Source organism: Streptomyces lasalocidi, assembly GCF_005280215.1.
Lineage (GTDB): Bacteria > Actinomycetota > Actinomycetes > Streptomycetales > Streptomycetaceae > Streptomyces > Streptomyces longwoodensis.
This window is the reverse complement of record NZ_SZNQ01000001.1, coordinates 2,658,912-2,680,314: the sequence shown is the minus strand read 5'-3', so window position 1 is coordinate 2,680,314 and position 21,403 is coordinate 2,658,912. Positions and strand designations below refer to the sequence as shown.

Genomic DNA, 21,403 nt, shown 5'->3' with positions numbered 1-21,403 from the left:
CGTCCGGGGCCACTTCCGTTCCTCCTCCTTCCTCGCCTCCTTCCCATCCATGACGTACTCCTTCTGCAAGGGAGTTGTTCCCGCATGCCATTTCGTGGCCGCTCACTGAGCCGCCGCATGCCCAGACGGACGGTCGTCGCGACAGTGATCGGGCTTTCGCTCGCCCTGTCCGCGTCGTCGGTCCAGGCGACGGTGCTCGACGACGGCGCACGGGGCCGCACCAGCCGCCCCGGCGTCCAGGACGACGGCGATCCCGCCAAGGGACGCGACGCCAGATCCACCTCCCGCCCCTCCGACCCGGCGCACAAGGCCGCGGTCAAGGGGCTCGACAAGGCGGTGTGGCCCCACCGGGGCGGCGCCGAGGTGGCCCTCGGAGCCACCACCGAGGCGGGCGGCCTGCCCGTGACGGTCGGCGCGCCCGCCGCGAAGCCGAAGGCCGCCAAGAGCGCGGCCGCCGCGGCCCCCGCGCCCGGCAAGGTCCGCGTCGACGTCCTCGACCCGGCCCGCGCGGCCCGGCTCGGCGCGGGTGTCCTGCTCGGCGTGGCACGCGCCGACGGCGGCGCCCGCTCCGGCAAGGTCCGCCTCAGCGTGGACTACTCGCGCTTCGCCGAGGGCTTCGGCGGCTCCTACGCCTCCCGGCTGCGGCTCGTCCAGCTCCCCGCGTGCGCGGCCCTCGCCGCGCCCGGCAGCAAGGACTGCCCGCAGCAGCCGACCGTGCTCCCCACGGTCAACGACGTCCGCAAGGGCACCGTCTCCGCCGACGTGACCGCCGCCCCGGCCGCCGCCGAGGGCGTGTCCACCATGGCCGGCACGGCCACCTCGCTCGTCGCCGTCGCGGCCGGCCCGTCCTCCGCGCAGGGCACCTACCAGGCCACGGCGCTGGCGCCCTCCGCGAGCTGGAGCGTCGCCACCTCCTCCGGCGCGTTCAACTGGAACTACCCGCTGCGCTCCGTCCCGACGCCGGGCGGCCTGGTCCCCACCGTGGGCCTCGGCTACTCCTCGCAGTCTGCGGACGGCCGCACCTCCGCGACCAACAACCAGGGCTCGTGGATCGGTGAGGGCTTCTCCTACGACCCCGGCTACGTCGAGCGCCGCTACAAGCCCTGCTCCGACGACGGCCACAGCGGCTCCGGCGAGCAGTGCTGGGCGTTCGACAACGCCACCGTCATGCTCAACGGCTCGGCCGGTGAGCTGGTCAAGGACGACACCACCGGCGAGTGGCACATGTCGTCCGACGACGGCAGCAAGGTCGAGAAGCTGACCGGCGCCACCAACGGCGACAACGACGGCGAGTACTGGCGCATCACCACCTCGGACGGCACCGAGTACTACTTCGGCCAGAACCGCCTGCCGGGCTGGACCTCGGGCAACGAGGAGACCAACTCCACCTGGACCGCGCCGGTGTTCGGCGACGACTCCGGCGAGCCCTGCTACAACGCCACGTTCACCAGCGCGCACTGCCAGCAGGCCTGGCGCTGGAGCCTGGACTACGTCAAGGACACCCACGGCAACGTGATGTCCTACTTCTACGACCGCGAGACCAACTACTACGCCCTGAATGGCAAGACGGACGTCAACGGCACGGCGTACCACCGCGGCGGCTACCTCAAGCGCATCGACTACGGCCAGCGCGACGGCCAGGTCTACGCCGCCAAGGCGCCGGCCCGGATCGTGTTCAACACCGCCGAACGCTGCCTGCCCGACGCCGACTTCGACTGTGCGGAGAGCAAGCGCACCAAGGCCAACGCCGCCCGCTGGCCGGACGTCCCGGTCGACCAGGAGTGCAAGTCCGGCACCAAGTGCACCATGCCGGTGCAGACGTTCTGGACCACCAAGCGGCTGACGTCGATCGTCACGCAGATGCGCAAGGACGCCACGACCTACCAGGACGTGGACGCCTGGACCCTCACGCACCTGTTCACGGACAACGGCGACGACTCCAAGACGCTGTGGCTGTCGAAGATCGAGCACGAGGGCCGCGCCGGCACGGCGGTCAAGCTGCCCTCCGTCGACCTGTTCGGCGAGCAGCTCGCCAACCGCGTCGACGCGATCGGCGACAACATCGCGCCGTTCCTCCGTTTCCGCCTGTCGATGGTGCTCAGTGAGACCGGCGCCCAGCTCGACGTCACCTACGCGCCCACCGACTGCACCAAGTCCGCGCTGCCCAAGCCGGGCGAGTCGACCAAGCGCTGCTACCCGGTGAAGTGGGCCCCGCCGGGCTACGTCGACCCGATCACCGACTGGTTCCACAAGTACGTGGTCTCCGCGGTCATCGAGACGGACCGCACCGGCGGTAGCGACTCGATGGTCACCCGCTACGACTACCAGGGCGACGCGGCCTGGCGTAAGGCGAAGCCGGACGGCATCACCGACGCCAAGTACCTGACCTGGGGCGGCTGGCAGGGCTACGGCAAGGTCAAGGTCACCAGCGGCACGTCCGACGTGCAGAAGACCCGGATCGACTACACGTTCCTGCAGGGCATGGACGGCGACGCCGACCCGGCCGGCGGCACCCGCTCGGTGACCGTGAAGGACTCCACGGGCGCCACGTACACCGACGACGAGGAGTTCACCGGCCACCAGCTGGAGGCCGCCACGTACGACGGCAGCAAGCTGATCTCCAAGACGATCGACACCCCGTGGAAGGCGTACACCGCCACCCAGAAGAGCAGTTGGGGCACCACCCGCGCGGCGGTCGTCCGCTCCCAGGTCGGCCGCGGCTTCAGCCTGAAGTCCGACGGGACCTGGCAGGAGACGAAGTCCACCACGACGTACGACGCCGCCAAGGGCGGCCGGGTCACCCAGGTCGAGGACCTCGGTGACGTCGCGTCCGCCAAGGACGACTCCTGCACCCGCACGACGTACGCGGACAACACGGCGAAGAACATCCTCTCGCTGCCGTCCCGGGTCGAGTCCGTCTCCGTGAAGTGCTCCGCCACCCCGGACCGCAAGACCCAGGTCCTCGCGGACGAGCGCACCTCGTACGACAACCTCGCCTTCGGCGCGGCGCCCACCAAGGGCGACGCGACGAAGACCGAGCGCATGACGGCCCACGACGGCACGACCGCGACGTACCAGGTCACCGGCACGACGGCCTACGACACGTACGGCCGCCCGACGTCCCAGAAGGACGCCAAGCTCAACGAGACCAAGACCGCCTACACGGAGACCAACGGCCTGCTGACGCAGACCAAGGTCACCAACGCCCTCGGCCACGTCACGACCACCGACTACGCCCCCGCCTGGGGCATGTCGCAGGGCCAGACGGACCCGAACGGCAAGCGGACCGACCTCGCGTACGACGCCCTGGGCCGCCTCACCTCGGTGTGGCTCGCGGACCGCGCCTCGACGCAGACGCCGAGCATCAAGTACGGCTACACCGTCCGCAAGGACAAGGTCACCGCGATCAAGACCGAGAAGGTCGAGAACGACGGCTCCTACGGCGCCGAGTACCAGCTCTACGACAGCCTCCTGCGCCCCCGCCAGATCCAGACCGAGGGTCCCGACGGCACCCGCATGGTCGCGGACACCTGGTACGACGGCACGGGCAACGTCCGCAAGACGAACTCCACGTACAACGCGGCGGGTCCGGTCTCCGACGAACTGCTGCTGGTGAGCAACGGTCAGGTCGGTGCGCAGAGCCTGCTGGAGTACGACGGGGTCGGGCGCTCCACGGCCCAGATCTTCGCGGTCTCCGGCGCCGAGCAGTGGCGTACCACGACCAGGTACGACGGCGAGCTGACCCATGTCGACCCGCCCGTCGGCGGGGTGCCCACCACGACGGTCACCGACGACCAGGGCAACGTGGCGGAGATCCGCCACTACCGGGGCTCCTCGCCCGGCGCGGGTGTGCCGTACGACTCCACCAAGTACACCTACAACACCAAGGGCCTGCTGGAGACGGTCACCGACGCCAAGGGCAACGTGTGGCGGTACGAGTACGACCAGCTGGGCCGCAAGACCAGGAGCATCGACCCGGACGCGGGCACCTCGCGCACGGAGTACGACGAGCTGGACCGCCCCGTCGTCGCGTACGACGGCCGGCAGAAGAAGACCTCGACGGTCTACGACAAGCTCGGACGCGTGGAGTCCACCTGGCAGGGTGACCCCGGCACGGGCACCAAGCTGAGCGAGACCAAGTACGACAAGGCGGGGTGGCTCGGCCAGGCCTACGGCTTCCTGAGTTACACCTCCCCGACGGAGTACTTCGCCACGGCGATCCAGTCGATGGACGAGTTCTACCGTCCGCTGAAGACCGCCTACCAGGTCCCCGCCTCGCAGGGGTCCCTCGCGGGCACGTACGTCTTCTCCACGTCGTACAACCGGGACGGCACGGTCCGCGGCACCACGATGCCGGCCATCGGTGACCTCCCGGCCGAGGCGCTGACCTACACGTACGACGACCTCCAGCGCCCGGTGACGATGACGGGCTCCACGCCGTACGTCACGAACACCGTCTACTCCGGCAAGAGCCTCGTGCAGCAGCTGGAGCTGTCCACGGGCAGCGGGAAGAAGGTCTGGCAGACCTACAACTACGAGAAGGGCACCGACCGGCTGACCCGTTCGCTGGTCGACGTCTACGGAGCGACCGCCCCGGCGAAGGACTCCCGCTACTCCTACGACCAGGCGGGCAACGTCCTGTCCATCGCGGACACGGCGAACTCCGCGGCCCCGGACGTGCAGTGCTTCGCCTACGACGGCAGGCAGCGGCTGGCGGACGCCTGGACCCCGGCCGCCACGGCGGCCACCGCCGCCGGCACCGGTACCCGCGGCTCCACCACCCCGGTGGACGGCACGGGCCCCTCGGCCTGTGACGCCGCCGCCGGTGCGAGCGCCCTCGGCGGTCCGGCCCCGTACTGGAAGTCGTACGAGACCGACGCCATCGGCAACCGCGTCTCGGACACCGTCCACGACACCGGCCTGGACGCGGCGAAGAACATCACCCGCAGCTACGAGTACGGCACCGCGGGCGCCGCGGGCGACGGCCCGCACCAGGTCACGAAGATCACCGAGAAGACCCCGACCGGCGACCGGCTGTCGTCCTACGAGTACGACGACTCCGGCAACACCACCAAGCGCACCCTCGGCGGCAACGCCCAGGGCCTGCTGTGGGACGACACCGGCAAGCTCAGCGAGGTCACCGAGGCGAACGGCTCGAAGACCAGCTACGTCTACGACGGCTCGGGCAGCCGACTCGTCCGCAAGGACCCGACCGGCACGACCGTCTACCTGCCCGGCACCGAGCTGAAGCTGTCGGCAGATGGCACGAAGACGGAGACCACCCGCTACTACGACTTCGCCGGCCAGTCCGTCGCGGTCCGCACGGCGAACAAGGTCTCCTTCATCGCCTCCGACCACCACGGGACGGGCGAGGTGGCGATCGACGCGGCCACCGGAGCGGTCAGCCAGCGCCGCTACGACCCGTTCGGTGTCGAACGCGGTGAGAAGACCGGCGTGTGGCCGGGGGAGAAGGGCTACGTCGGAGGCACGATCGACGCCTCGACCGGCCTGACGCACCTGGGGGCGCGCGAGTACGACGCGGTGATCGGCAAGTTCATCTCGGTCGACCCGATCATCGACGTCACGCAGCCGCAGCAGATCAACGGCTACGCCTACGCGAACAACTCACCGGTCACGCACGCCGACCCGAGCGGCATGATCATCCCGGAGTGCCGGGAGGGTCTGATCGAGTGCCGGGGCGGCATGCCCGTCACGGACGTCGACCCCGGTGTGCAGAAGGCGCAGCAGGAGACCAGCAAGGCCGCCTCCGAGCTGGCCGGCGCGCAGATGCAGCAGTCCTCCGCCAAGCAGCGCATCAAGTCCGCGGGCAAGGCCCTGGTCAAGATCGCCCGGGACATCCTGGGCGTGGACGCGGCGCTGGACTGCATCTCCAGCGGTGACGTCGGTGCGTGCGGCGAGACCCTGCTCAACATCGCGGGCAGCTTCGCGGGCGGCCTGGCGGGCAAGATCCTCGCCAAGTACGGCGCCCCGTGGAAGTGGGCGAAGGGCATCAAGCTCGCCAAGCGGGTGACCGGCCTGGTCGGCGACCTGATCGGCGGCGTCAAGGGCCTCTGGAAGGCCAACAAGGCGGTCGGCAAGGCCCGCCTGGGCCTGTCCAAGGCGACGGAAAAACTGGCCGCGGCCCAGAAGAAGGCAGCGGAGGCCCTCAAGAAGAGGAAGAAGACCGAGGAGGGCGGCGGCGGTTCCTGCCCGATCGGGGGTAAGCACAGCTTCCTGCCAGGCACGAAGGTGCTGCTGGCCGGCGGGAAGACCAAGAAGATCGAGAAGGTCAGGCTCGGCGACAAGGTCGTCGTGACCGACCCGAAGACGGGTGCCACCAAGGTCCGCGAGGTCGTCGGCACGATCGTCACCGAGGACGACAAGCACTTCGTCGACCTGACGATCAAGACCGCGTCGGGCAAGCCGGAAACCCTGGTCTCCACGACGACCCACCCCTTCTGGGTGGACTCCGAGCGGGCCTGGGTGGAGGCCGGGGACCTCACGCCCGGCATGCGTCTCCACACCGCGAACGGCAGTGCGGTCACCCTCACGGCCACCCGCGACTTCGACCGCCGCCAGCGCACGCACGACCTGACGGTCGCGGATGTCCACACCTATTACGTGTTCGCCGGGCCGGCCCCGCTGCTGGTCCACAACTGCGGCGAGGCATCACTGGAGGCGCAGGCCGATGCCGGGGAGATGCGCGGGAGCGACTTCGCTGCCGAGTACGAGTCCCAGAGCGGTCACGTCTACCGGTCCGACAACAAGGAGCCCGTCACGGCCCCCGACGAGATGGCGGAGATCTTCGAAGAGCAGAGTCATCCGATGAACGGCGGGTGCGCCGAGATGCAGTGCCTGAGCAAGGCCTACGCACGAGAGGGCGCGACGGGCATCCGGGGTGGGAGGATGACCACGGTGCACGTGAGCGACACGGCCAAGGGAGACCACGGGTCTCCGGCCGCACCGTGCAAGGCCTGCCGACGCGTGATGGACAGCCTGGGGGTGGACTACTGATGAGCGGCGGACCCGCCGATCCGGTCTCAGGGCTGAAACCGGAAACGGCCGCTGCCCTCCGGCTGGCGGGCTGGCACCCCGGGCGTCGGATCGACGTTTCCTCCGACGCCCGGGCGCTGGAGGAACTGGGATACGTTCCGAGCCCACCGGCCACCGAGTTCCTGGCGGCTTTCGGAGGTCTGAGGATCGTCCCCTCCCGGGAGGACGGCCCCAACTTCGTCAACGGCGAGCCACTCCTCGTCGACGCGGTGGGAGTCGGGCGTCGGCACCAGGACGAGGCCGCGGTGATCGCCTCGGTCCTCGGCGGGTCGTGGTTCCCCATCGGCTGGTGGCTCAGCTACTCGCACGTCTTCATGGGGCAGGACGGGGCGATGGCCGCCTACGCCAATGGCCTCATCTGGAGCCTGGGACAGACCACGCGCGAAGCCCTGGACCTCATGGTCAGTGCTGACCGCCCGCTGGTCTGCGTCCACGCCCCGGAGGGCGTGAAACCGTGGCCCAGGCCCGGGGCTGGTTCGCCCGTGGATACCACGGACGCGTCCTAGCGGGGGAAAGCGTCACGAGCGGGGCCCGGTTTGACCCCTCAAGCCGGGCCCCGTAGCCTTGACCCTCGGCGTGTCGCCTGACGCGTCACATCCCCGTAAACCTTCTTCCTCCGGGCAGGCCCCCACGGGTCGGTCCGGAGAGGCTGCCCGTGCGCCGGGCGGCTGGCCTGCGGGGGTGCCGTTCTCCGAGCGAAAGAGAGATCCGCGTGTACGCCATCGTGCGCAGCGGTGGCCGCCAGCACAAGGTTGCTGTCGGCGACATCGTTGAGGTTGACAAGATTTCCACCGCCAAGGTTGGCGACACGGTCGAGCTCTCGACCCTGCTCGTTGTCGACGGCGACGCCGTGACCAGCGACCCGTGGGTGCTGGCCGGCATCAAGGTCCAGGCCGAGGTCGTGGACCACCACAAGGGCCAGAAGATCGACATTCTGCGCTACAAGAACAAGACCGGCTACCGTCGTCGTCAGGGCCACCGCCAGCAGTACACGGCGATCAAGGTCACTGAGATCCCCGCGGCTGCGAAGTAAGGGACTGAGGAGAGATGGCACACAAGAAGGGCGCATCGTCCACCCGGAACGGTCGCGACTCCAATGCCCAGCGGCTCGGCGTGAAGCGCTTCGGCGGTCAGGTCGTGAACGCCGGTGAGATCCTGATCCGCCAGCGCGGCACCCACTTCCACCCGGGCGCCGGTGTCGGCCGCGGCGGCGACGACACGCTGTTCGCGCTGCAGGCCGGTGCGGTGGAGTTCGGTACCCACCGCGGCCGCAAGGTCGTGAACATCGTTCCGGTCGCCTGAGCAGGCTGATCGAAACTCTTCGCGAGGCGGACCTCACTTCCCGGGAGGGAAGGCGGGTCCGCCTTTCGCGTGTTACGCAGGAGAGGGCGCGCAGCACCACCCGCGCCGAGAGAAACACCCGTACGTACGGCAGACCGAAGTGCTGGAGGCACCCACATGACCACCTTCGTGGACCGCGTCGAACTCCACGTCGCCGCGGGTAGCGGAGGCCACGGCTGTGCCTCCGTCCACCGTGAGAAGTTCAAGCCGCTCGGCGGGCCCGACGGCGGCAACGGCGGCCGCGGCGGCGACGTGATCCTCACCGTCGACCAGTCCGTGACCACCCTCCTCGAGTACCACCACTCCCCGCACCGCAAGGCCACCAACGGCAAGCCGGGCGAGGGCGGCAACCGCAGCGGCAAGGACGGCCAGGACCTGGTCCTGCCCGTGCCGGACGGCACCGTCGTCCTCGACAAGGCGGGCAACGTCCTCGCCGACCTCGTCGGCCACGGCACCTCCTTCGTCGCCGCCCAGGGCGGCCGCGGCGGTCTCGGCAACGCGGCCCTGGCCAGCGCCCGCCGCAAGGCGCCCGGCTTCGCCCTGCTCGGCGAGCCCGGTGACCTGCGGGACATCGTCCTGGAGCTGAAGACCGTCGCCGACGTGGCCCTCGTCGGCTACCCGAGCGCCGGCAAGTCGTCGCTGATCTCCGTGCTGTCCGCCGCCAAGCCGAAGATCGCCGACTACCCGTTCACCACCCTGGTGCCCAACCTCGGCGTGGTCACCGCCGGCTCGACCGTGTACACGATCGCCGACGTCCCCGGCCTCATCCCCGGCGCCAGCCAGGGCAAGGGCCTGGGCCTGGAGTTCCTGCGGCACGTCGAGCGGTGCAGCGTCCTGGTGCACGTGCTGGACACGGCCACCCTGGAGTCCGACCGCGACCCCGTCTCCGACCTCGACATCATCGAGGAGGAGCTGCGCCAGTACGGCGGCCTGGACAACCGTCCGCGCATGGTCGTCCTCAACAAGATCGACGTACCGGACGGCAAGGACCTGGCCGAGATGGTCCGGCCCGACCTGGAGGCCCGCGGCTACCGCGTCTTCGAGGTGTCGGCCGTCGCCCACACCGGGCTGCGGGAGCTGTCCTTCGCGCTCGCCGAGCTGGTCGCCCGCGCCCGGGCCGCCAAGCCCCGCGAGGAGGCGACCCGCATCGTCATCCGGCCCCAGGCCGTGGACGACGCCGGCTTCACCGTCACCCGCGAGGACGTCGACGGCGAGCCGCTGTTCCGCGTCCGCGGCGAGAAGCCCGAACGCTGGGTGCGCCAGACCGACTTCAACAACGACGAGGCCGTGGGCTACCTCGCCGACCGCCTCAACCGACTCGGTGTCGAGGAGGAGCTGATGAAGGCGGGCGCCCGCTCCGGCGACGGCGTCGCCATCGGCCCCGAGGAGAACGCCGTGGTGTTCGACTGGGAGCCGACCGTCGTGTCCGGCGCCGAGATGCTCGGCCGGCGTGGCGAGGACCACCGCTTCGAGGCCCCGCGCCCGGCGGCCCAGCGCCGCCGGGACCGCCAGGCCGAACACGACGAGGCAGGCCGCGAGTTCGAGGGCTTCGAGCCCTTCTAGACACCCGGCCCCGCCCGGCCCCGAGAGACCCGTTGCCCGAGCAGCGGGTCTTTTGGAATTCCTTGGGGAATGACTGCCGCCGCCCTCCCCGCAATTGCATTCCCGTTTCATTCGTCACACCGCGTGATGCACGGGGAGAACGCGTGACGACCCGCGCGGCGATCTTCACCCACCAGGAGTGCATGGCCCATCCCGGGGCAGGCGAGGTGCGTGGGCTGCGGGCGTGCCGCCGCCCCGATCGGCGTTAAGCTCGTGATCTCGGCTGTGACGAATTCCCTGTGCAGCACCTCACAGGAATGCACCACCCGTGAAGGTGAATGACAGGTGGCGCCCGCATAACCAGGGAGGGACGCTCGCCTTGCATCGCGGTAACCGCAAGTGGGAACCTTTCCCCGTTCCCTGTCGCCCCAAGGTAGGTCACCCTGTGTCCCAGCACATAGCCAAGCCCCGCACGACCGCAGTGATCCTGGCCGGCGGTACCGGTCAGCGCGTGGGTCTGCAGATCCCCAAGCAGCTGCTGAAGATCGCCGGCAAGGCCGTCATCGAGCACACCCTGACCACCTTCGAGCACGCCGACTCCATCGACGACGTCATCGTGCTGATGGCGCCGGGCTACGTCCCGGACGTCGAGAAGATCGTCGCCAAGGCGGGGTTCCGCAAGGTCTCCCGGATCATCGAGGGCGGCGCCACGCGCAACGAGACCACCGAGCGCGCCATCTCGGTCCTGGGCGAGGGGCTGGCCGAGGGCGAGGACGCCAACGTCCTGTTCCACGACGCCGTGCGACCCCTGCTGTCGCGCCGCGTCATTGACGACTGCGTCGCCGCGCTGGAGCGCTACCAGGCCGTCGACGTGGCCATCCCCTCCGCGGACACCATCATCGTCACGCGCACCCACGGCGAGGACGGGGAGTTCATCACCGACATCCCGGACCGCTCCCGGCTGCGCCGCGGCCAGACCCCGCAGGCCTTCAAGCTCTCCACCATCCGGCGGGCCTACGAGGTCGCGGCCGGCGACCCCAACTTCCAGGCCACGGACGACTGCACGGTCGTCCTGCGCTACCTGCCGGACGTGCCGATCCACGTCGTCGCGGGCGACGAGTACAACATGAAGGTCACCCAGCCCGTCGACGTCTTCATCGCCGACAAGCTCTTCCAGCTGGCCTCCACCGCCGCCCCCGAGCAGAAGGGCGAGGAGGTCTACCGCCAACTGCTCACCGGCCGCACCCTCGTCGTCTTCGGCGGCTCCTACGGCATCGGCAAGGACATCGCCGAACTCGCCCGCGGCTACGGCGCCACGGTGTACGCGCTCGGCCGCTCCACCACCGGCACCCACGTGGAGAACCCGGAGGAGGTCGACGACGCCCTGTCCAAGGCGTACGCCGAGACCGGTCGCATCGACTACGTCGTCAACACCGCGGGTGTGCTGCGCATCGGCAAGCTGGCCGAGACCGACAACGCGACCATCGAGGAAGCGCTGAAGGTCAACTACCTTGCCCCGGTGCAGATCGCCCGTTCGGCCTACAAGTACCTCGCCGAGACCAAGGGCCAGCTGCTGCTGTACACCTCCAGCAGCTACACCCGCGGCCGGGCCGAGTACAGCCTGTACTCCTCCACCAAGGCCGCCATGGTGAACCTCACCCAGGCCCTGTCCGACGAGTGGGCGGGCGACGGCATCCGGGTGAACTGCATCAACCCCGAGCGCACGGCCACCCCGATGCGGACCAAGGCGTTCGGGCAGGAGCCCGCGGGCTCCCTGCTGTCCTCCGAGGCCGTGGCCCGCACCTCCCTCGACGTGCTGCTCTCCGAGCTCACCGGGCACGTCATCGACGTCCGCCAGCAGGACCCGACGGCCGGTGCGGGCCAGGGATCCGGGTTCGAGCAGGCGCTGGCCGGTGTCCTGGACCGGCACGACGGCGTGGCATAATCGGCCGCAAATAGCCATACGAATTTCAGGCCTCTGTGGCTCCCCGTTAACCGGAGCACGCAGGGGCCTGAATCCGTAGAACTCGCCCGAAATCTCTCAGCCGACGCACAGGGTCCATTCCGATTCGCCCCGTATTGCCCCGGTCGGCTGGAATCGAAGGACCGAAGAACCGCACACCGCACCCGACCCGGCTGACCGGCCTCCCCCTCCCAGAGCAGGTTCCCCCGTGATAACCAAAGCCATCCGCGTCGCCCGTGTGGGCAGCGCTGCTGAGCTGGCCGCGGCGGCCCTCATGATGCTGGGCTACCCCTGCCTCATGCTGACCGCGCTCCTCCCGAGCGTCCCCGCCTTCGCGGCCGTGGCCGCCGTGACGTACCTCGCGGACCTCTACCTCCACCGCAGGCACAGCTACCTGATCGAGCTGCTGACCAAGGTGCGCGCGGGTCTGTCGATCAGATTCCTCGTCCGTGAGCTGCTGCTGGTGCTGCTCCTGGCCCGCCTGGACCTCTCCGAGGCGGCGGCCTTCTACGCGGCCATCGCCTGCTTCACGGTCTTCTTCGGTCTCCAGGCCCCGCACGGCGCCCTGGTGACACTGATCGGCAAGCGCCGTTCGATGCCCGTCCAGACCCGCAACGTCGACCTGGTCTCGCGCGTCCGCATCCCCGACGCCCCGCCGCGGCTGCTGCTGCGGAACGCCGGCGAGAAGGTGCTGCACCTGGACCTGCCGGCCGTGGTGGGCCTGCTCGTCTGGGCGGGGGGCGGCCCCGCCGCCGCGGCCTTCGCCGGCGTCGGCGTCACCCTCGGCCTGGGCCTGCTGTACGTCCTCGCGCTGGTGCCGTACCTGCGCGCCAAGCGCGTCCCGCCCCGGGCCGACAAGGTGCTCTCCGCGGTCAGCGCCTGGCTGCGCGAGTACCGCCCCGAGACGGTGCTGTACTTCTCGGGCTCCGCCGACTCGGCGTACCAGGTCAACATGTGGCTGGAGACCATGGAGCAGCTGGACTCGCGTCCGCTGGTCCTGCTGCGCGAGCACTTCATCCTGGAGAAGCTCGCCCCCACCACGGTCCCCGTCATCAGCGTGCCCGGGGGAGTGCACCTGATGAACCTGGACCTGTCCACCGTGCGGGTCGCCCTCTACGCGGCGAACGTCGGCAAGAACATCCACCTGCTGCGCGTGCCCACCATGAAGCACGTCTTCATCGGCCACGGCGACAGCGACAAGCTCGCCAGCGTCAACCCGTTCAGCAAGGTCTACGACGAGGTGTGGACCGCCGGCCGGGCCGGCCGCGACCGCTACGCCGTAGCGGACGTCGGCATCCGCGACGAGGACATCGTCGAGGTGGGCCGCCCGCAGCTCGCGCCCATCCAGCCGCGCCGCGAGGCCCCGGCGGGCCGCGTCCCGACGGTGCTCTACGCCCCGACCTGGGAGGGCTGGGACGACAACCCCGGCAACACCTCGCTGATCCTGGCCGGCGAGAACATCGTCAAGCGCCTGGTCGCCGCCGACCCGCCGGTCCGCGTCCTGTACAAGCCGCACCCCTTCACCGGCACCCGCAGCGCCCGCGCCGGCGCCGCCCACCGCCGGATCGAGGCCCTGGTCAAGAAGGCGGCCGCCGAGCGCGCCATGGACCCCCGCTTCACCCCCGACACCGCCGCCCAGGCCGCGGCCAAGGCGGAGCTGGCCCGCGTCGAGCAGCGCCTGGCCGAGCTGGCCCGCACGTTCGAGGGCGGCGGCGACGAGGCCGAGACCGCCCGTGACGGGCTCGTCGACTACCGCAGGCACGCGGAGGTCGCCCGGCTGCGCGCCGAGTGGAACGACGCCTACTGGCGTTCCTTCCCGGAGTGGGAGCACCGCGTGATCACCGGTGCCGAGCCGCGCCTGTACGACTGCTTCAACGTCTCCGAGGCGATGGTCTCCGACATCTCCAGCGTGGTCTCCGACTACATCGCCAGCGGCAAGCCGTACGCGGTGACCGACTCGGCGGGCCTCGGCGCGGAGGAGTTCAAGCGGCAGAACACCGCGGTGCGCGCCGCCGTGATCCTGGACAACGGTGCCGCGGGCCTGGACGCCCTGCTGTCCGCCGTGCGCGACCCGGCCGCCGATCCGCTGGCCGGGGGCCGCAAGGAGCTCAAGGAGTACCTGCTCGGACCGGACGAGCCCACGTCCGTCGAGCGGTTCAACGCCGCGGTCGCCGACCTCGCCCTCAAGTCGGAGGCGCGCAACGCCGGCCAGACGGCGCGGATCGCCGCGACGACCGACGACCCGGGGCTGACGAGCACCAAGGAGGTCCCGGCCGGCTGATTCCCGGCCGGCTGCCCATCCGGCTGATTCCCGGTCGGCTGAGGCGCCGGCCACGGCGTCACCCGTTCGGCCCCACCGCAGGGTCCGGCCCTCCCAGGCCGGGCCCTGCGGCGCGTCCGGGCGGCCCCGGCGGCACGCCGCCGCCCGATTTGGCGGGGCCTTGGCCTGCTCTTCGCGTGCTCTTGGCGTGCTCCGGGTCACAGTGAGTGAGTGAACGCGCCGCCACGATTTCCCGTCTATCAGGTAGCCATAGAAGTATGAGGCGCACATACCAGGACTAGGGGGTCGCGTGACCGTCGCTCAGCCGGACGTCACCGTGGTGATCGGGGCGTACGAGGCGATGCCGTACCTCGTCGAGTGCCTGGCCTCGGTCGAGGCGCAGACGCTCGCCCCCGAGCGCATCGAGGTCATCGCGGTCGACGACGGCTCCACCGACGGCACCGGTGCGTACCTGGAGGAGTTCGCCGCCCGCGTCCCCATGCCGGTCACCGTCATCCGCCAGGACAACTCCGGCGGTCCCAGCGGCCCGCGCAACGTCGGCCTGTCCAAGGCCGCCGGGCGCTACGTGTTCTTCCTGGACGCCGACGACCGGCTCGGGCCCGAGGCCCTGGAGCGCATGGTCGCGATGGCCGACCGCAACGGCACGGACGTCGTGCTGGGCCGGGTCGAGGGCATCAACCGCAAGCCGCCCACCTCGATGTGGGGCAAGACCCTCGACCGCACGGACGTCTACTCGTCCAACATCAAGTTCACGCTCAGTGCGCAGAAGCTGTTCCGCCGGGCGATGCTGGAGCGGTACGCGATGCGGTTCGACGAGTCGCTGTGGACCGGCGAGGACGCGGTGTTCACCCTGGAGGCGTACCTGCGCGCCGACGGCGTCTCGGTGGTCGCCGACTACACCTGCTACTACCTGGTCGGCCGCACCGACGGCAAGCACGTCACCAAGACCGGCGGCTACCTCAAGCGCTTCGACTCCGCGCGCGCCCTCATGGCCCTGATCGAGCGGCTCGTCCCGCCCGGCGCCAAGCGGGACGTGCTCATGGTCCGGCCCTTCCTGGTGACCCTGCTGCCCCAGTTCGGCCCGGTGTTCCTGCGGGACACCGAGGAGGTGCGCCGGCGCAAGCTGGAGCTGGCCCGGCCGATGCTGGACGCCCACTGGAACGAGGGCGTCGCCCACCGCCTCAAGGTCGAGCAGCGGCTACGGCTGCACCTGGTCGCCGCGGGGCGGCCCGACCTGCTCGACGAGGTCCTGCGGTTCCTCCAGGCGAAGGAGGAGCCGGAGCCGGTGCTGGAGAAGCGCGGAACCCGGCTCTACCTGGCCTACCCCCACTTCCGCTCCCGGGCGGCGGGCGTCCCGGACCGGATCTACCTCGCCGAGCCGCGCGAGGCCAAGGGGTACCCCGGCTGGCGCCAGGGGCCGACGACGTCGTTCACCCGCCGCGCGGCCCGCAAGCTGCGCCGCCTGCTGTCGCCGCGGCGTGGGACACCGCGGGGGACCGCGGCGGCCTGAGGGCGGGCCGGCGGCGACCTGACCGCGCGACGGCGGCGACCTGACCGCGCGACGGCGGCGACCTGACCGCGCGACGGCGGCGACCTGACCGCCCGACGGCGGGATCGGCGCCGCCGACGTGCTGCCGGCTACCGGCTACCGGCTCACTGGTCCGAGCCCAGGGCGCGGCGCAGGCGGCCGCCCATCGCGCGCCGGGCGCGGCGGTAGACCGACGGCACCGGCCGCGCGGCGTGCGCCAGGGCCTTGGCGCCCACCCGGTTCTTCGCCAGCTCCCGCTTGAGCTGCGCGTTGTGCGTGTCCAGCTCGGTGATGCGCTGCTGGAGCCAGCCGAAGCGGGTGCTCAGCGAGGCGAGGTCGGTGTCGTTCCAGGGCTGGACGCCCGGCGGGAAGGACAGCGACCGCAGCTTCTTCTCGAAGGCCTCGCCGCCGTCGCCGTGGCTGAAGGTGTTCGGCAGGCCGTTCTTGTCCAGGAACGCCACGAACCGGTCGAAGCGCTCACGGTGGTTGCCGGTCAGCGGGCCGAAGTCGGCCTTCTCGTACAGCTCGGCCGGGTCGGTGTCGGGCGGCGTCTGGTCGAGCCGCTGGTGCGGGATCTCGAAGTAGCGGCACAGCTCCAGCGTGCGCGAGTCGAACGCCAGCACCGTCGCCGGCGTGCCCGCGAGCAGCGCGGCGATGTTGCCGTGGATGCGCGAGCCGAAGGAGTAGTCGAACCCGCGCAGGTCCTCGAGCCAGGTCACCGGGTCCATGTAGACGCGGGCCTTGCCCTCCCGGTACATCGGGTGGTCGGGGTGGGTCGGCATCTCGGTGATGCGCCCGGCCGCGGAGTCCACGTCCCGCCAGTGCAGCTGCCGGGCGTCCTGGATGTTCTGGCCGATGTAGCGCAGGTGCGGGTAGCGCGCGTGGGCGCGGTCGACGATGCGGTGCAGGCCGCCGCCGCGCATGGCGGTGTGCGAGCCGTTGACCGCGATCCGCGACTCGGCGGTCAGCGCCGGCGCCTTCTTCTCGACCGGCAGCTTGTCGCCGTGCAGGAACATCGAGGGGCAGCCGATGACCTCGACGTCCTTGAAGCCCAGGCCGGTGAGGTACTGCTCGGTGAACTCGCCGCGCACGCCGATCGACGCGCTGCGCTCCAGCACCGCCGCGCAGAACGCGCGCACGGTGGGCTCCATGGCCTTCAGCCGGGCGGGGTCGTAGGTGACGCCCGCCTGGGCGCCCACCCCCAGGATGACCACCGGGATCTTGAGCTTCGATATCAGCCGGGTCAGCCGCTGCAGCGAGGGCTCGAAGGACGGCCGGAAGGCGTTGGCCAGCGGGATGACGAAGGCGTCGTACTCCTCGTTGATCCGCCCGGCCGCGGACACGTCGGTCCGCATGCCGTTGGAGACGACCTCGGTCTCCGGCGTGGTGAGGATCTTGTGCGCGGCGTCACTGAAGATCAGGTTGCCGGAGTTGGTGCCGATGACGTCACGGTGGATGGCTTCCTCGACGGGTACGACGTCGAAGGGGCTCTTCCCCGATCTCAGGAGCAGACGCTTCACAGGGCGAACAGTAGGAGACACAAACTTCAAAAGTAGTTTGTGTTTCCTTTAATTACTATCGGAAACCCGTACAACCTTTTTGCCGTACGCGAACCGTGAGCAAATGGTCACCCACCGGCAGCGGTTCGGCACTGTCCGCTGCGTGGACCGGAGCGCGACGCCACGACCCCTTCGCGTAGATTTCCTGACAGGCGGACCACGCCGGGCGCGCCACGCGCCGGGCGGTCCGGCGGCCGGACGAGGGGACAGTGGGCACGGTGGCAGGGGCACGGCAGGCCGTACATGAGGCGCGCAGGATCGTGGTCAAGGTCGGCTCCTCCTCGCTGACCACCGCCTCCGGCGGCCTCGACGCCGACCGGGTCGACGCCCTCGTGGACGTCCTCGCCAAGGTCCGCAGCGGCGGCGAGAGGGAGATCGTCCTGGTCTCCTCGGGCGCCATCGCCGCTGGCCTCGCCCCGCTCGGCCTGCGCCGCCGCCCCAAGGACCTCGCCCGCCAGCAGGCCGCCGCCAGCGTCGGCCAGGGCCTGCTCGTCGCCCGCTACACCGCGTCCTTCGCCCGCTACGGCGTCCGCGTCGGCCAGGTCCTGCTCACCAGCGACGACATGAGCCGCCGCGCCCACCATCGCAACGCCTCGCGCACCCTGGACAAGCTGCTCGCGATGGGCGCCTTCCCGATCGTCAACGAGAACGACACCGTCGCCACCGACGAGATCCGCTTCGGCGACAACGACCGCCTCGCCGCCCTCGTCGCCCACCTCGTCCACGCCGACCTGCTCGTCCTGCTGTCCGACGTGGACGGCGTCTACGACGGCGACCCCAGCAAGCCGGGCACCTCCCGGATCGCCGAGGTGCGCGGCCCCGGGGACCTCGCGCACGTCGAGATCGGCAGCGCGGGCAAGGCCGGCGTCGGCACCGGCGGCATGGTCACCAAGGTCGAGGCCGCCGGGATCGCCGCGGCGGCCGGCGTCCCCGTGGTGCTCACCAGCGCCGTCCACGCCGCCGAGGCCCTGGCCGGCGGGGACACCGGCACCTACTTCCACCCCACCGGCAAGCGGTCCGCCGACCGGCTGCTGTGGCTCCAGCACGCCTCCACCCCGCAGGGCTCGCTCACCCTCGACGACGGCGCGGTCCGGGCGGTCGTCGAGCGCCGCAAGTCGCTGCTGCCCGCGGGCATCGCCGCCGTCGACGGCGACTTCAGCGCCGGTGACCCGGTCGAGCTGCGCGACGGCACCGGACGCCCGGTCGCCCGGGGGCTCGTCAACTTCGACGCCAAGGAGATCCCCCAGCTCATCGGCCGCTCGACCCACGAGCTGGCCCGCGAGCTGGGCCCCGCCTACGAGCGGGAGGTCGTCCACCGCGACGACCTGGTCGTCCTGCGCTGACCGGCCCCGCCCGGGACGGCGCGCCGTGCGGCGACGGCCGGGTCGAACGGGTCCTTCCGGCGAGTCGAACGGCCCGTACCGGTGGGGGACGTTCCGTGAAACCGCCCCACGGAGCCCTGCGGCCTGCTCCACTTTGTCTGGAGGGCGTGTCTCGGGGACGCGTCCCGCACGAGCGCTGCGCATGCGTGAAGGAGGCCGTCGTGGGACGAGTGCGCCCTGGGATGCCGGCGGCCCGTGGCGGCACGAACGACTCCCCGTCGCGGCCGGCGCGGGAGGAGCGCACCTTGACCAGCGTGGCCGCGGGCGACCGGTACGAAGAGCCGAAGGACCTGCCCCGGCTGTGGCACGTCACCCTCAGCGTCTCCGGCGAGGAGGTCCCGCTGGTGGACCTGCGCCGGTCCCTGGAACAGCTCGCCCACGACCACCCCTTCCTCCTGACCAGCCGCTACGCCGGCGACCACGCCGAGATCCGCTACTGGGAGGAGGCCCGCGACCTGCACGACGCCGCCGCCGTCGCGCTGCGGCTGTGGGGCGAGCACCGCCAGTCGGCCGGGCTCCCGCCCTGGGAGATCGTCGGGCTGGAGGTCATCGACCGCGAGACCTACCACCAGCGCATCGCCGAGGGCTACGGCCCACCGCCCGCGGCGCCGGTGGGCGTGCATCCCTTTTGAGTGACCTCGTCCGTGACGCGGGGGAGTCGTCTCGGGACGTGGAACGCGCGCGGGGGAGTCGTCTCGGGACGTGGAACGCGCCGTGAACGCGCCCGCGCGGCGCACTACCCTTCCTCCATGACCACGCTCTCGCCGTACGACTCGATGTCCCCGGTCACCCAGGCCGCCTACCGGGCCAAGGCCGCCGCGGCCGACCTCGCGCCGCTGCCGCGTGCCGTCAAGGACGACGCCCTCCTCGCCATCGCGGACGCGCTGGAGGTCCGCACGAGCGAGATCGTCGAGGCCAACGCCCAGGACGTCGCCAAGGCCCGCGAGGCCGGGACCAGCGAGGCGATCGTCGACCGGCTCACCCTCACCCCGGAGCGGGTGCGCGCCATCGCCTCCGACGTGCGCGACGTGGTCTCCCTGCCCGACCCGGTCGGCGAGGTCGTCCGCGGCTCGACCCTGCCCAACGGCATCGACCTGCGCCAGGTCCGCGTCCCGCTCGGCGTCGTCGGCATCATCTACGAGGCCCGCCCGAACGTCACCGTGGACGCCGCCGCCCTCTGCCTGAAGTCCGGCAACGCCGTCCTGCTGCGCGGCTCCGCCTCCGCCTACGAGTCGAACACCGCCCTCGTCCGGGTGATCCGCGACGCCGTCGGCGGCGCCGGACTGCCCGCCGACGCCGTCCAGCTGGTGCCGGGCGAGAGCCGCGACAGCGTGCGCGAGCTGATGCGCGCCCGGGGCCTGGTCGACGTGCTGATCCCGCGCGGCGGCGCCTCCCTGATCCGGACCGTCGTCAACGAGTCCACCGTCCCCGTGATCGAGACCGGCACCGGCAACTGCCACGTCTACGTCGACGCCCAGGCCGACCTCGACATGGCCGTCGACATCCTGATCAACTCCAAGGCCCACCGGGTCAGCGTCTGCAACGCCGCCGAGACCCTCCTGGTCCACCAGGACATCGCGGCCGAGTTCCTGCCGCGCGCCCTGGACGCCCTCGCCGACGCCGGGGTCACCGTCCACGCCGACGAGCGGGTCATGGCCCACGCCAAGGACTCCCGGGCCACCGTCGTCGAGGCCACCCCGGAGGACTGGGAGACCGAGTACCTCTCCCACGACATCGCCGCCGCCGTCGTGGACTCCCTCGACCGGGCCGTCGAGCACATCCGGCTGTGGACCTCCGGCCACACCGAGGCGATCGTCACCACCTCCCAGCAGGCCGCCCGCCGCTTCACCCAGCTGGTCGACTCCACCACCGTCGCCGTGAACGCCTCCACCCGCTTCACCGACGGCGGCCAGTTCGGCTTCGGCGCGGAGATCGGCATCTCCACGCAGAAGCTGCACGCCCGCGGCCCCATGGGCCTGCCCGAGCTGACCAGCACCAAGTACATCGTCACCGGCGACGGCCACGTCCGCCGCTGAGCCCCCCGGGCGGGACGTCCGCGGCGCTTCGTGAGAGGCGTCTCACCAGACGGATGAATCTCCGTACCGTCTGCCCAAATTGACCCCCCAGGTCTACGCTGGACCCGTGCCGGAGGACGTGGGGGGCACGCCGTTCCCGGACGGCTGGGAGCCCGACGACGACCACGACCGCGGGGTGTCGGACGAAGAGTTCGCCTCCGTGGTCTTCGACGAGGACTTCGTACGGGCGGCCCCGGTCCACGAGCCGACCGCCGTCGAACGCCTCCTTGCCGCCGCCCAGGCCAGAGCCGAGGCCGCCGAGGCCGAGACCCGCCGCGCCCGCAGCCGCGCCGAGCGCTACGACGACGCCTTCGGCTCCGACGGAGCCGGTGGATCCGGCGGTTTCGGCCATGATCGGGACTTCGACGACCTCGACGACGCCGACCTCCTCGACCACTCGTACGGCGCCTCCGGCCCGTACGGCAGACAGGTGGCCCGCTGGCACCGTCCCGTCGCCTGGATGCTCGCCCTGGTGATGGGTGTCGGGATGGTCGCGCTGGCCTTCGCCGCCGTCTACCGGGGTGCCTCCTCCGGGGACCGCGACCAGGCCCCGCCGCCCGCCACGACCGGCCTGGAACAGGGCAGCCGCGTCACCCCGTCGGCCGACGCCGAATTCTCCCGGCCCCCCGTCTCGGCGGTCCCGCGCACCCCCTGAAACCAGCCGTGCCGGCGCCCCCGG

At 71.1% G+C, this 21,403-nt stretch carries 13 protein-coding genes; 12 read left to right on the top strand and 1 reads right to left on the bottom strand.

The window, feature by feature from the left end:
• The first annotated feature begins 117 nt into the window (after positions 1-117).
• The 8 genes from E4U91_RS11930 (at position 118) to E4U91_RS11895 (ending at position 15,690) form a co-directional block, all read left to right on the top strand.
• On the top strand, positions 118-7,014 hold the full coding sequence (locus tag E4U91_RS11930) for a polymorphic toxin-type HINT domain-containing protein (RefSeq protein WP_168218105.1): 6,897 nt from the start codon (positions 118-120) through the stop codon (positions 7,012-7,014).
• A complete protein-coding gene (locus tag E4U91_RS11925; protein ID WP_137306832.1) occupies positions 7,014-7,559 on the top strand; it encodes an SUKH-3 domain-containing protein in 546 nt (181 codons plus the stop codon). The genes E4U91_RS11930 and E4U91_RS11925 overlap by 1 nt, the downstream gene beginning before the upstream one ends.
• Before the next feature lie 206 nt (positions 7,560-7,765).
• Complete coding sequence (gene rplU / locus E4U91_RS11920; RefSeq protein ID WP_004931419.1) at positions 7,766-8,086, top strand: 50S ribosomal protein L21; 321 nt, start codon at positions 7,766-7,768, stop codon at positions 8,084-8,086.
• 14 nt (positions 8,087-8,100) lie between these two features.
• The gene (gene rpmA / locus E4U91_RS11915; protein ID WP_067241160.1) at positions 8,101-8,355 is read left to right on the top strand and encodes a 50S ribosomal protein L27; all 255 of its coding nucleotides are present in this window, start codon (positions 8,101-8,103) and stop codon (positions 8,353-8,355) included.
• Positions 8,356-8,511: 156 nt separating this feature from the next.
• The gene (gene obgE, locus E4U91_RS11910) at positions 8,512-9,957 is read left to right on the top strand and encodes a GTPase ObgE (RefSeq protein ID WP_137306831.1); all 1,446 of its coding nucleotides are present in this window, start codon (positions 8,512-8,514) and stop codon (positions 9,955-9,957) included.
• 424 nt (positions 9,958-10,381) lie between these two features.
• Positions 10,382-11,881 carry a bifunctional cytidylyltransferase/SDR family oxidoreductase gene (locus tag E4U91_RS11905; protein ID WP_137306830.1) on the top strand — a complete coding sequence of 500 codons (1,500 nt, stop codon included), beginning with the start codon at positions 10,382-10,384 and terminating at the stop codon, positions 11,879-11,881.
• 226 nt (positions 11,882-12,107) lie between these two features.
• A complete protein-coding gene (locus E4U91_RS11900) occupies positions 12,108-14,180 on the top strand; it encodes a hypothetical protein (RefSeq protein ID WP_241678567.1) in 2,073 nt (690 codons plus the stop codon).
• Positions 14,181-14,469: 289 nt separating this feature from the next.
• Positions 14,470-15,690, top strand: coding sequence for a glycosyltransferase family 2 protein (locus tag E4U91_RS11895; protein WP_137306829.1), 1,221 nt, complete (start codon positions 14,470-14,472; stop codon positions 15,688-15,690).
• Positions 15,691-15,833: 143 nt separating this feature from the next.
• Here the strand turns inward: E4U91_RS11895 and E4U91_RS11890 are convergent, their stop codons facing one another.
• Positions 15,834-17,228, bottom strand: coding sequence for a polysaccharide pyruvyl transferase family protein (locus E4U91_RS11890; protein ID WP_137306828.1), 1,395 nt, complete (start codon positions 17,226-17,228; stop codon positions 15,834-15,836).
• 257 nt (positions 17,229-17,485) lie between these two features.
• Between E4U91_RS11890 and proB the strand changes: the two genes are divergently transcribed.
• The 4 genes from proB (at position 17,486) to E4U91_RS11870 (ending at position 21,379) form a co-directional block, all read left to right on the top strand.
• On the top strand, positions 17,486-18,610 hold the full coding sequence (gene proB, locus E4U91_RS11885) for a glutamate 5-kinase (RefSeq protein ID WP_137306827.1): 1,125 nt from the start codon (positions 17,486-17,488) through the stop codon (positions 18,608-18,610).
• Between the two features lie 209 nt (positions 18,611-18,819).
• The gene (locus E4U91_RS11880) at positions 18,820-19,281 is read left to right on the top strand and encodes a hypothetical protein (protein WP_137310779.1); all 462 of its coding nucleotides are present in this window, start codon (positions 18,820-18,822) and stop codon (positions 19,279-19,281) included.
• A gap of 117 nt (positions 19,282-19,398) precedes the next feature.
• Positions 19,399-20,685, top strand: coding sequence for a glutamate-5-semialdehyde dehydrogenase (locus tag E4U91_RS11875; RefSeq protein ID WP_137306826.1), 1,287 nt, complete (start codon positions 19,399-19,401; stop codon positions 20,683-20,685).
• A 106-nt stretch (positions 20,686-20,791) separates the two neighbouring features.
• Positions 20,792-21,379, top strand: coding sequence for an SCO2584 family spore wall biosynthesis protein (locus E4U91_RS11870; RefSeq protein WP_438948337.1), 588 nt, complete (start codon positions 20,792-20,794; stop codon positions 21,377-21,379).
• Positions 21,380-21,403: the final 24 nt, after the last annotated feature.